Origin of the sequence: Arthrobacter sp. ISL-65, from assembly GCF_018613795.1 — a bacterium.
In the GTDB taxonomy this organism is placed as follows: Bacteria; Actinomycetota; Actinomycetes; order Actinomycetales; family Micrococcaceae; genus Arthrobacter.
This window is the reverse complement of the sequence record NZ_JAGGPN010000051.1, coordinates 38675-50805: the sequence shown is the minus strand read 5'-3', so window position 1 is coordinate 50805 and position 12131 is coordinate 38675. Positions and strand designations below refer to the sequence as shown.

The 12131-nt window shown below is 63.6% G+C and carries 10 protein-coding genes and 2 pseudogenes; 2 read left to right on the top strand and 10 right to left on the bottom strand.

Going from position 1 to position 12131, the window contains the following annotated elements:
- Positions 1–1095: pseudogene (locus tag J7I85_RS21505) on the bottom strand (transketolase); the annotation flags it as partial.
- Positions 1096–1120: 25 nt separating this feature from the next.
- On the opposite strand from J7I85_RS21505, the pseudogene ribB reads away from it, so the two are divergent.
- Positions 1121–1723, top strand: a pseudogene (gene ribB / locus J7I85_RS21500) (3,4-dihydroxy-2-butanone-4-phosphate synthase); the annotation flags it as partial.
- 72 nt (positions 1724–1795) lie between these two features.
- Here the strand turns inward: ribB and J7I85_RS21495 are convergent.
- The 9 genes from J7I85_RS21495 to J7I85_RS21455 all read right to left on the bottom strand — a co-directional run bounded on the left by J7I85_RS21495 (position 1796) and on the right by J7I85_RS21455 (position 11467).
- Positions 1796–2566 carry an SDR family oxidoreductase gene (locus J7I85_RS21495; protein ID WP_214856994.1) on the bottom strand — a complete coding sequence of 257 codons (771 nt, stop codon included), beginning with the start codon at positions 2564–2566 and terminating at the stop codon, positions 1796–1798.
- Complete coding sequence (locus J7I85_RS21490) at positions 2563–3564, bottom strand: sugar-binding transcriptional regulator (RefSeq protein WP_308159597.1); 1002 nt, start codon at positions 3562–3564, stop codon at positions 2563–2565. The genes J7I85_RS21495 and J7I85_RS21490 overlap by 4 nt, the downstream gene beginning before the upstream one ends.
- A 58-nt stretch (positions 3565–3622) precedes the next feature.
- The gene (locus tag J7I85_RS21485) at positions 3623–5110 is read right to left on the bottom strand and encodes a sugar ABC transporter ATP-binding protein (RefSeq protein ID WP_214856993.1); all 1488 of its coding nucleotides are present in this window, start codon (positions 5108–5110) and stop codon (positions 3623–3625) included.
- 70 nt (positions 5111–5180) lie between these two features.
- Positions 5181–6143: a substrate-binding domain-containing protein gene (locus J7I85_RS21480; RefSeq protein WP_214856992.1), complete on the bottom strand. Its 963-nt coding sequence runs from the start codon at positions 6141–6143 to the stop codon at positions 5181–5183.
- Positions 6144–6213: 70 nt separating this feature from the next.
- The gene (locus J7I85_RS21475) at positions 6214–7227 is read right to left on the bottom strand and encodes an ABC transporter permease (RefSeq protein ID WP_214856991.1); all 1014 of its coding nucleotides are present in this window, start codon (positions 7225–7227) and stop codon (positions 6214–6216) included.
- A 31-nt stretch (positions 7228–7258) separates the two neighbouring features.
- Positions 7259–8068 carry an SDR family NAD(P)-dependent oxidoreductase gene (locus tag J7I85_RS21470; RefSeq protein WP_214856990.1) on the bottom strand — a complete coding sequence of 270 codons (810 nt, stop codon included), beginning with the start codon at positions 8066–8068 and terminating at the stop codon, positions 7259–7261.
- Between the two features lie 6 nt (positions 8069–8074).
- Entirely contained in the window at positions 8075–9628 is a 1554-nt protein-coding gene (locus J7I85_RS25810) for a glycerol kinase (protein WP_214856989.1), read from the bottom strand.
- Complete coding sequence (locus J7I85_RS21460) at positions 9621–10592, bottom strand: transketolase family protein (protein ID WP_214856988.1); 972 nt, start codon at positions 10590–10592, stop codon at positions 9621–9623. The genes J7I85_RS25810 and J7I85_RS21460 overlap by 8 nt, the downstream gene beginning before the upstream one ends.
- Positions 10589–11467 (bottom strand): transketolase, encoded by an 879-nt coding sequence (locus tag J7I85_RS21455; RefSeq protein ID WP_214856987.1) that lies wholly within the window; start codon positions 11465–11467, stop codon positions 10589–10591. Before J7I85_RS21455 ends, J7I85_RS21460 begins: the two co-directional genes overlap by 4 nt.
- Positions 11468–11614: 147 nt before the next feature.
- Between J7I85_RS21455 and J7I85_RS21450 the strand changes: the two genes are divergently transcribed.
- Positions 11615–12109: a ribose-5-phosphate isomerase gene (locus J7I85_RS21450; protein WP_214856986.1), complete on the top strand. Its 495-nt coding sequence runs from the start codon at positions 11615–11617 to the stop codon at positions 12107–12109.
- The last annotated feature ends 22 nt before the right edge of the window (positions 12110–12131 follow it).

Below are 12131 nucleotides of genomic sequence, written 5' to 3'. Positions count from 1 at the left end.
GGCGGGGAGCTGGCGGGCTTCTACGCGCTCCAGCAGGGCAGCGGCTTCGGGGTTGGCGGACTGCCAGGCGGAGAAGGACTCTTCCCATTCCTTGCGGGCGTGGGCACCGCGGTCGACGACGGCACGGGCGTGGGCCAGCACGTCCTCGTCCACCTCGAAGGACTTCTCGGGGTCGAAGCCGAGGACGTTCTTCAGTGCTGCCACTTCTTCCGAACCCAGGGCGGAGCCGTGGATCTTGCCCGTGTTCTGCTTCTTCGGTGCCGGGTAGCCGATGATGGTGCGCAGCGAGATGATGGACGGCTTGGAGGTTTCCGCCTTGGCGGCCACCAGTGCCGAGTGCAGCTCCTGGATGTCTTCCTTGTAGTCGCCGGTCTTGGTCCAGTCCACGCGCTGGGTGTGCCAGCCGTAGGCCTCGTAGCGCTTGAGAACGTCTTCAGTGAAGGCGATGTCGGTGTCGTCCTCGATGGAGATGTGGTTCTCGTCGTAAATGACCACGAGGTTGCCGAGCTCCTGGTGGCCGGCGAGGGAGGAAGCCTCAGAGGTAACACCTTCCTGGAGGTCGCCGTCGGAAGCGATAACCCAGATGGTGTGGTCGAACGGGCTGGTGCCGGGGGCGGCGTCGGCGTCGAACAGGCCGCGCTGGCGGCGCTGGGAGTACGCAAAGCCCACCGAGGAGGCCAGGCCCTGGCCCAGCGGACCGGTGGTGATCTCAACACCGGCGGTGTGCTTGTATTCCGGGTGGCCCGGAGTCAGCGAGCCCCACGTGCGGAGCGCTTCCAGGTCCTTCAGTTCCAGGCCGTAGCCGGAGAGGAACAGCTGGATGTACAGCGTCAGGGACGTGTGGCCGGGGGAGAGGACAAAACGGTCGCGGCCGATCCAGTCCGGGTTCTTCGGGTCGTGCCGCATCATCTTCTGGAAGAGAAGGTAAGCGGCCGGAGCCAGGCTCATCGCCGTGCCGGGGTGGCCGTTGCCCACCTTCTCCACGGCGTCCGCGGCCAGGACACGCACAGTGTCAACCGCACGCTGGTCCAGGTCTGTCCAGGACAGCTTGGGGGAGCTGGACGGCCAAGTTTCGGAAAAATTGTTCGCTGACATGGGAATCATGTCCTTCTGTTGATTGATGCGGACTAGGGGGGAGCTGGCATTGACACCAATCGCCGCGCTTCAGGCGGGCCTGCCCGTCATCGCGGTTGATGACGAAGACCGCGAGAACGAAGGCGACATCATCATGGCCGCGCAGTACGCGACCCCGGAGTGGCTGGCTTGGATCCTCCGGGTTTCCAGCGGCTTCGAGTGTGCGCCGATGACGAACGAGCTGGCGGATGTCCTGGAGCTGCCGCTGATGACGGAGGACAACAAGGACTCCCTCCGCACTGCGTACACGATCACGGTGGATACCGCCGGCCAGTCAACGACCGGTATCAGCGCGACGGACAGGGCACGGACCTTGCGGGTTCTCGCGGATCCTTCCTCCGGCCCGACAGACCTGATTCATCCCGGCCACATTCTTTCCCTTCGTGCCGTCGATGGGGGAGTGCGGCAGCGTCCCGGCCACACCGAAGCCGCCGTTGACCTGCTGAAGCTTGCCGGCCTCACCCCGGTTGGTGTCATCGCCGAAGTCGTGGCCGATGACCGGGAGATGATGAGGCTTCCCGGGCTGCTGGAACTGGGCCGGGAAAAGGGACTTCCTGTCATCAGCATCGCGCAGCTCGCCTCCGCCCTGAACTGATATGCCTGCCCGGTCAGCTGGCCCGGGCAAATGCCCGGGAGCCAGCTGACCCGTGTCCCGTTCGCGCTATTGGGCGCAGAAACCGCCGTCGATCAGCAGGTCGATGCCGGTACAGAACGTGGCCGCGTCCGAGAGAAGGAAGACGGCCGGGCCGGCCATTTCCGACGGATCGGCGATCCGCTTCATCGGCGTCTCCTGCGCAAAAACTTCCATCTGGTGGACCATCTCCGGGCGGGAGTTCATCTTGGTCATCGTGTATCCGGGGCTAAGGGCGTTGACTCGGATGCCGCGCTCGGCCCACTCCACCGCGAGGGATTTGCTCATGTGGATAACCGCTGCCTTGGCACTGTTGTAGTGGGCCTGCAACAGGCCGCGGTTAACGATGGTTCCGGACATGGAGGCGATGTTAACGATGGAGCCCCCGCCGTTGCGGAGCATGGCCCGGGCTTCTGCCTGGCAGCTGAGGAACACTCCGGTGACGTCAATGTCGTAGACCTTCTGCCACTGTGCCAGCGGCATATCCTCGGCGGGTGCCGCGTTGGCTATGCCGGCGGAGTTGACGGCCATGGTGAGCGGACCGAGGTCTGCCTCGATCTTGGCGACAGCCTCCTCGAGTTGCTCGGCGTTGGTGACGTCTGCGGGAACGAAGATGCCGCGCCCTCCCGCCTCCTTAATGTGGTGCAGGGTCTCGTCGGGTCCTTCGCCGGGGAGGTCGACGATGCCGATGTTTCCATTTTGCTGGGCAATGCCGTAGGCGATGGCCTGCCCGATTCCGGACCCGCCTCCTGTGATGAGAGCTGTCCGGCCATCCAGGCCGAAGGTGAGCTGCGGATTCATGTTTGTCCTTGAAGAGTTGAGGGCGCTTTATCTGATTCCAGTCTCAGCGCGGTTTCTTTGTCGGTGATAAGTACGTTGATCCAGTTGCCCTCGGCAGCGGCACGAATCGCCGCATACTTCCGGGCACCCCCGGCGACGCCAATGCGCCTGTCGACTCTGAACATCTGCTCCGGGCTGATGCCCAGAACTCTGTCGTTGAGTTCGGATTCGATGAGCGTTCCGTGTTTGTCGAAGAACCGAAGGCAGATGTCGCCTACCGCTCCTGACGCGGCAAGGGTACTGAGGTTGGATTCGTTGAGTGAATTGCCTGACTCGCGCAGCAGCGGTGACGGTTCGATGCTGCCGATGCCCACCAGAAGGGTGTCCAGCCGGTCCCATTCGACGGCGATATCGGCGACGAATGGGTCTTCCAGCAAGGCGTCGCGGCCGCCGCGACTGGAGACGATGCCGGGTGCGGGAAGATACTTGCGCACCGCCTTGGTGACGGTAGCCAGACGGTCCGCCAGGTGCGTCGCCCGCACCTGAACCTCAGGATTCCCCACCCCGCCGATGACCTGGACAATGCTCTCTGCGGTTTTGACGTTCCGGGGTGACATGGCATCGACGGTTGCCAGCAGGGTTGAGGACCAGGATGACAGCCCGACCCGGTTCCGGCCGGTGAGAGTGACATCAAGGTATCCCGCGGCTGCCGCGCCGATCCCTCTGATGATCGCTGCTTCATCCTCGGTCTGCAGATCGGCGATGACGACAGCCCGCAGACCGTACTTCGCCGCCACAGCATCTTCCAGGTCCGATTCCGTTCCCGTCGGCGCAACGACGATGGTCCGGACGATGCCTTCACGCGCAGCGTCGGTCAGCCACCGGGAGACCCGGGACTGGGAGACGTTCAGCCGCTCGGCGATCTCGGCCTGGCTCAGGTTCTGCTCGTGATACATCCGCGCGGCCTTGACCATCAGGCCCAGTTGTTGGGGGGTGAAAGTCCTGGTTTTCAGTGCCACGGCGTTCCTTCGCTTCTCGTCAGCCAAATGTCCAATTATCTCACGTTCCTCCTTTCTCTTAGAGTGTGGCCAGTGACATGACTTTAGATGGGGTGGCCTCGGTTGCCTCCAGAATTCCCTGGTTCCGTCCCCTGGCCAGGACCATGACCCGGTGTGCCAGGCCCAGCACTTCCTCCAGGTCGGAGCTGACCACGATCACGGCATTGCCGGCGCGGGCCAGGTCTGCGATGACTTCGTAAATGGAGGCCCGTGCACCTACGTCGATGCCCCGGGTGGGTTCGTCCAGGATGATCAGCCGCGGATTACGTTCGAGCCATTTGCCGATCACGACCTTCTGCTGGTTGCCGCCGGAGAGCGATGACACCGGAAGGGCGACGTTTCCCTTCATCCCCATGCTCTTGGCTACTGTCGCGGCGAGGCTGCGCACCTTTGCCGGGGCAATCCAGCCTGCTGAACTGATCTTGGCCATGTTCGGCAGGGCGATGTTGTTCTCGATGGTGTCGCTGACCACCAGTCCCTGCTGTTTGCGGTCCTCCGGTATCAGCACGATGCCGGCCTTGATGGCGGCCATGGGGTCATCCGGCCTCAATTCGCGGCCGTCGAGCACCACCTTGCCGATGCGGTGCTGGGAACCGGCGATGGCGCGGACGAGTTCGGAGCGGCCGGCCCCCACGATTCCGGCGATGCCGAAGATTTCGCCTGCGTGGACTTTGAAGGATACGTCCAGGAAGTCCCCGGCCTTGTCGTGCAGGTCTTTGACTTCCAGGACGGTCTGATCCGTGGGGGGCGGCACCTCGGGGAAGAGGCGGTCCACGGGTCGTCCGACCATTTCTTCGACGAGCTGTGAGGGAAGAACTTCTCCGGAGGCGTGTTCGGTGATCTTCTTGCCGTCCCTGAGCACGACGATGCGGTCGGCGATCAGGGCAATTTCGGCCAGGCGGTGGCTGACGTAGATGAACGACACGCCTTCGGCCTTCAAGGCCCTGACGCATTCGAAGAGGGCGTCAGTCTCGGCCTGGCCAAGTGCGGCGGTGGGCTCATCGAGGATGAGCAGTGAGGCGTCCAGCATGAGGGCTTTGGCGATTTCGACCTGTTGCTGGCCGGCGACGCTGAGGTCCCGGACTTTGGCGTCCATGCTGCCGTTGAAGCCCAGGCGCTTGAGCTGGTTCTCGGCTTTCTCGCGCATGGTGCGTGAGTCGAGGAACCCGTTGCGCATGGGCCATCGTCCGATCATGACGTTCTCGGCGACGGTGAGGTCGGGCAGCAGGCGCATTTCCTGGTGGATCAGGCCGATGCCGGAGGCGATGGCGTCCCCTGGGGATGTCGGAGCGTAGGGCTCTCCGTTCCAGGTCATGGTCCCGGTGGTGGGCTGGGTGACTCCGGCGATGATGCTGGAGAGGGTGGATTTGCCGGCCCCGTTTTCTCCGAGCAGGGCAACGACTTCCCCGGGGTTGATGTCCAGGTCGATGTCCTGGACGGCGATGGTGCCGGGATATTTTTTCGTGGCGCCGCGGACGCGAAGTCCGCGGTTGTCCGCAGTAGGCATGTGGGGCTCCATTGGCTAGGGAAACGGCCTGATGGGTGGTGCCCCAAGAGGGCACCACCCACGGGACGGGTTAGGGGTGCTTGGTGATGAAGGGGTCGACGTTGTCCTTGGTGGTCAGGATGCCTTCCTGGAGCTGCTCAGCCGGAGGCTTTTCGCCGTTGGCCAGCTTGATTGCGGATTCGAGGGCGAGCTTGCCCATGCCCTGGGTGGGCTGGGTGATGGTTGCAGCCAGGGTGCCGTTCTTTACCGCTTCCAGGCCGGCTTTGTCGCCGTCGAACCCGACGATGGTGACGCCCTTGACGCCGGCGTTGCGGACGGCCTGTGCTGCTCCGAGGGCCAGTGCGTCGGCTCGGCCGAAGAAGATGTTGATGCTCGGGTTCGCCTGAAGCATGTCGGTGGCGAGCTGGTAGCCCTCGTCCTGGGCCCACTGCTGGGAGGCCTGGCGGGCGACTTCCTTGATGCCGGGGAACTGCTTCATGGCTTCCTTGAAGCCCGTATCGCGGGCGACTTCAGGGGTGGTTCCGATCTGGCCCTGAATGACGCCGAGCTGTCCCTTGCCATCGACCTGCTTGCCGACCCATTCACCCAGGGTCTTTGCGGCCCCGACGCTGTCGGTGGCGATGAAGGTGTCACCGGGTGCGCCTTCGGGGTTGCGGTCAACGGCGACGAGTGGGATGTTCGCTGACTTGGCAGCGCGGACCGGGACGGTTGCCGCGGTCGCACCGGCGGGGATGTAGATGATCGCGTCCACCTGCTGGGTGATGAAGTCCTGGATCTGCGAAACTTGGGTATTGGAGTCACCCTTTGCGTCGGCGACGACGACCTTGACGTTTTGTTCCTTCGCGGCCGCTTCGACGGACTGGCGGATCTGATTGAAGAAGTCTGCCTGCTGGTTTGCTACGGCCAGGCCGATGGTCTTCTGCTTCTCCCCGCCGCCACCGCCTCCGCCGGTGCCGGCGTTTCCGCCGCCGCAGGCTGCCAGGGAAAAGGTGGTGGCCACGGCAACCGCGGCTACTGCAATTTTCTTAAACATTTTCATCTCCATTGATAAATCCGATTGGGGGTACTGCTTGGTTGGTGGTGCTGGTGAGGGATGGGACCGGTTAGGCCTTCTTGCGCCGGAGCACGTCTGCCATTACGGCGATGGCGATGACGAGGCCGATGACGATCTGCTGGATGAACGGTGAAACGCCCAGCAGGTTCAGGCCGTTGCGCAGCACGCCGATCAGCAGAACACCAATGATCGTTCCGCCGATGCGTCCGACGCCGCCGTTCAGGCTGGCCCCGCCGATGACGACGGCGGCGATGACGTCAAGTTCATAGCCGGTCCCGGCGCTGGGCTGGGAGGAGTCCAGACGGCTGGCCAACGCGATTCCACCGAGGCCGGCCAGTGCACCTGCGGCGACATAAACCCAGATGGTGACCTTCTTGACGTGGATGCCTGCCAGGCGGGCCACCTCTGCGCCGCCGCCAATGGCGTAGATGGAACGTCCCGATGCGCGGTACTTCAGCCACGCCCAGCCCAGGAAGTACAGGGCTGCGACGACCAGCAGGGTTACCGAGAAGAACCCGAGGTAGCGTTCGGAGGAAAGATTGAAGAACCATTCCGGGTAGCCCACGATCTGCTGGCCGTCGGTGATCAGGTTTGCCAGGCCGCGGGCTATGGAGAGCATGGCCAAAGTGGCGATAAACGGTGGCAGATGGGCGTAGGTGATGCCGATCCCGTTGAGGCACCCGGCCACCGCTCCGACCGCGATAGCCGCGAGCATCGCTGCCCACATGGGCCATCCGCCCTGGTGGGAGAGCCATCCAAGGACCATGGTGCACAGGCCCAAGACTGCTCCGACGGACAGATCGATGCCTCCGGTGATAATCACGGCGGTGGCACCAACAGCGAGAATTCCGAGGACAGTCACCTGGTCAAGGACGTTGATCAGGTTTCGGGCGCTAAAAAAGTTCGGTGCCATGATGCTGAGGATGATGAAGAGCACGATCAGGCCGAGCAGTGCGCCGCCGCTGCCTGAAAACAGTCGTGCGCTCAGTTGCGAGAACATGGGTGCCTTGGCAGTGTCCCCGCTGGGCGCTCCGCCGGGCCGGTGGGCTAGTTGTTGACTCATGATTGACTCCGTTGGCAGTAGAGGTTTGGGGCTAGTTCATGAACATTCCGCCATCAATGTTGATGGCCTGTCCGGTGATGTAGCTGCCCGCGTCCGAGGCGAGGAACAGCAGAAGGTTCGCCACGTCGGTGGCTTCGGCAGGACGCTTGAGGGGTATGGCGTCGATCCACTCCTGGATCAGCTCGCCGGGCTTGTAGTCACCCAGCCGGGAGCCCCATTCGCGGTCGTTGTACTCCCACATCTCGGTCTTGACGATGCCGGGGCAGTAGCTGTTGACCCGGACGCCTGCGGGGGCGAGTTCCTTCGCCAGGGACTGGCTCAGGCCGATTACGCCGAACTTGCTGGCGGCGTAGTGCGGGGTGAAGATGAATCCCTGCCGGCCCTGTCCGCTGGAGGCATTCAGGATGACACCATGGCCGCTGGCCTTCAGCAGGGGAGCCGCTTCCCGGCAGCACAGGAACACCGCCGTGGTGTTCACTGCCAGGACCTTGTTGAATTCGTCCAGGCTGAGGTCTTCGAGGTTGGCGATGGTGATGATCCCGGCGTTGTTAATGAGGATGTCGAGCCCGCCCCAGAGCTCAACGGTTCTGGCGAAGGCCGCTTTGACCTGCGCCTCGTCGGTAACATCGGCCACGGCGTGCTCGACGTCGTACCCGGCTTCGCGAAGCTTGGCCGCTGAGTCGCTCACGCCGGGGCTGCGGTCCACGAGAAGCACCGAAGCGCCGGCTTCGGCGAAGGCCTGGGCTATGCCATAGCCGATGCCGCTGGCTCCGCCGGTGACCAGGGCGCGCCGTCCGGTGAAGTGCCCCTGAAAGATCGTTGAACCGATCAGAGTGTTCATTTGCGTTTACTCCCTTGATGCCGGGGCCAATGCGCTGTGCATTGTGCCGGGTGAGTTCGGGACGCGGGGCGGGACTTCGGGAGTCCAGCGTGCCCGGGCCACGGCCCGGGACCAGCTGGACCGCCTGTTTTCCGCTGCCTGCGCCGCCATCATCGGGGTGATCTCTGTCCGGTTCCGGGAGAGGCCTTCGACCGCTTCACGGCTGCACAGCCCGGTCTCGATGGCGGTCATGTGGGCCACCCCGAGAGCTGAAAGATCCGGTACTGCACTGCGCAGCACGGTCCGCTGACTCAGGTCCGACTGCAGCTGCATTAACCACGTGTTTGATGTCGGACCGCCGTCGGCCAGAACAGAACCGATGCGCGGCGAAACGGATGTCTCTGCGGCCTGGAGCACGTCTTCGATCTGCAACGCGATCGATTCGAACGCCGCCCGGGCCATATGGGCTGCGGTCGTGCCCAGGCTAAGGCCGCTGATCGCCGCCTCCGCCCGTTCGTCCCACCAGGGTGCGCCCAGTCCGGCGAAGGCCGGAACAAGGTTGACCCCGTCCGTGTCGTCCACGGTCCGGGCCAGCGAATCCAAGTGAGAGACGTCCACATCCAGAACCTGGGACAGCCAGACTGCAGTGGCGCCTGCGGCGAGGATGTTGCCTTCGAAGGCGTACCGCGGCGTACCGTCGTGCCAGGCAAGGGTCCGGACCAGCCCGGCCATGTCGGCAGGCTGAACCCCTTCCTGCAGCAGGCCCATGATTGAGCTGCCAGTTCCATAAGTCGCCTTGACGGTTCCAGGACTGCGGACTCCATGTGCGTAGAGCGCCGAGTGCGAGTCGCCCATGACAGCATTCACACGCGCACTGTCGATCAGTCCCGTCAGGTGGGCGCTTGGGGCGTTCGACGGAAGGATAGTGGGCAGGACCTGATGCGGCACGTTGAACAGCTCCAACAGCTCCTGGTCCCAGTCCACTGCATCCAGGTTCAATAATTGGGTCCGGCTTGCGTTGCCTGCTTCGATCCGGTGTTCACCCGTGAGGCAGTGCAGCAGCCAGGAGTCGACTGTGCCGGCGGCGATCTTGCCCGCCCTGCTGAGGCGGCGGTCGGGATCGACGCTGTCCAGCAGCCATTGAATCTTCAGAGCTGAGAACATCGGGTCAATGGGTAATCCCGTTGACCGGCGAACAAGAAGGTCCGCACCGTCGTTGACCAGGTTTTTTGCCTGCCCGGCGGTCCGGCGGTCCTGCCAACCCAGGATCGGCCCCAGGGGATGGCCGGTTTCGCGATCCCAGATCATTGCCGACTCGCGCTGGGTGCTTACACCCAAGCCCAAGACTGCGTTGTCGAGGCCTTTGAGGCTCTCGGTAACAGCTGAAATTACACTGTCGCGGATCACGATCGGGTCCTGTTCGACCCAGCCGGACTGTGGGTGCTGCTGCGTGAGGCTTACCTGTGCCCGGGCGATGATTGCGCCCGAGCCGTCCATGACCAGGGCCTTGGTTCCACTCGTGCCCTGATCCACCGCGACAACAACGGCGGATCGGGCAGCGGCTGGGGCCGTATTAGTCACGGTTCAGGACCTCACGTGCTGCAGCAGCGATGTGATCGGCGGTGAGACCGAAGTGGTCAAGCAGGAAGGCGGTGCTGCCGGTGGGAGAAAAATGGTCTTTCAGGCCAAGGATGCGCAGCGGAACGCGGGCTCCGTCTTCCAGCTGGCCTACGACGCTGGCTACTGCCGCGCCAAGACCGCCGGCGACATTGGCTTCCTCCGCGGTGATGATCCCACCGGTCTGGCGGGCCGCGTCCCTGATCGCATCCTCGTCCAACGGGCTCAGGTAGGCGGCGTTCAGGACGCGTGCCGAGACGCCCTCGGCGGCAAGCGATGCAGCGGCCCACAGCGCCCGGGACACCTCGGTGCCGGTGGCGATCAAGGTTACGTCGGTTCCCTCACGGGCGACGACGAACTTGCCGCGTTCCAGCCCGGCGTTGTCCTCGGAGACGTGCGGGACCTTGAACCGGCCAACACGGATGTAGGTCGGCCGCGGGTCGGCCACGGCGTTGCGGACCGCGGCGCGAGTCTGAGGACCGTCGGCAGGAACGACGATGTCAAGTCCTGGCAGCGCCCGCAGCCAGGAGAAATCCTCAACGGAGTGGTGGGTAGGGCCCAGTTCACCGTAGGCCATGCCCGGGCTCATCCCGCACAGAATGACGTTGTGCTGGCTGTAGGCGACATCAGCCTTGATCTGTTCCAGGGAACGTCCGGTCAGGAAGGGTCCCGCTGCGCACACGAAGGGAATGAAGCCGGCGTTGGCCAGGCCTGCGCCGACACCGACCATGTTCTGCTCGGCGATACCGACGTTGATCAGCCGGTCCGGGAACTCCTCACGGAACTTGGTCAGGTTGCTGGAGCCGACAGAGTCGTTGCACACGGCGACGACTCGGTCGTTGGTGCGGGCCAGATTGATGAGTTCGTCCGCGAAGTCCTGGCGGTTATCGAATGTGGGTGCGTCGGTCTGCACGGTTGTTGTCGTCATGACAGCTCCTGGAAAGCCTGAAGGGTTTGTTCTTTGGACGGTACTTTGTGGTGCCATTCGACGCGGTCTTCGATGAAGGAGACGCCTTTGCCCTTAATGGTGTTGGCGATGATGGCGACGGGGGAGCCTGTGGTGGACGGGGTCAGGGCGTCGATGAGTTCGTTGTAGTTGTGGCCGTCGACGATCCTGACTTCCATGCCGAAAGCGGCGAGCCGGGCATCGAGCGGGTCCAGTCCGTTGGTTTCTTCCGTCCGGGCGCCTTGCTGGAGCCGGTTCCGGTCAACGATGAGAGTCAGGTTGTCCAGCTTCTGGTGGGAGGCGGACATCAGCGCTTCCCAGTTGCTGCCCTCCTGCATTTCACCGTCGCCGGTGACGACGAAGACGCGGGTGCCGTTGCCCAGCAGCTTGGCGCCGATTGCCGTGCCTACGGCAACCGGCAGGCCATGGCCCAGCGGGCCGGTGTTCGTTTCCACACCAGGGACCTTCACCCTGTTCGGGTGCCCGTTCAAGGCCGACAGCGGCGCCATGAAGGTATCGAGCTCCGAGACCGGGAAGAAGCCGCTGTGGGCGAGAGTCGAGTACAGCGCAGCTGCACAGTGGCCCTTGCTGAGGATGAAGTGATCGCGGTCTTCCTTGCGGTGATCCTCGGGATCGACGTTCATGACAGCGTCAAAAAGGACGGTCAGGATGTCCGTGACGGAGAAGTCTCCGCCGATGTGGCCCTGGCCGGCGTCGGTAATCATTTTCAGAATCGAGCGGCGGGTGGCCTGGGCGCGCTCGTGCAACTTCTCGGAGCGGAAGTCGGCGTCACCGGCCAAGACCTCCTTGCGGAGAGATCGCCAGGACGCGGCCTGGGAAGCATCTGCTGTTAACATGGTTAATATCCATTCAGTAGCGACTGTGTGTGAATATGTTACCTATGCCACATTTGCGATGTCAACCCTGAGTGCTTGTACTCTGGGGAAGCCGAATGACTTTCCAGCCCGCCTGAAGCGCGGCGCTGATGACAGAACGGACCCACCATGACCACAGCCCCCGCACTTCCGCGCGTCCACATCGCCACCGACCATGCCGGCATGGATCTGAGCACCCATCTGGTCAGCTATCTGGCGGCCAAGGGCTACGAAGTCCGTGACCACGGACCCAAGGAATACGACGCCCAGGATGACTACCCTTCGTTCTGCATCAACGCAGCACGGGCCGTCGTCGCAGACCAGAGTGCCGGAGTGCACGCCCTGGGTATCGTGCTCGGTGGGTCCGGAAACGGAGAGCAAATCGCATCCAACAAGGTCCAGGGCGTCCGGGCGGCGCTTGTCTGGAACCGCTCCACCGCGACCTTGGCGCGGCAACACAACGATGCCAACGTCGTGGCCGTGGGCGGCCGACAGCACAGCGTCGAGGAAGCCACGGCACTCATCGAGGCCTTCCTGCAGGAACCCTTCAGCAACGACGATCGCCACAAACGCCGGATCGGCAAAATCGCCACCTACGAAACCACCGGTGAGGTCATTGAGTAAGGGTCTCCGTTTGTAGTCGCAG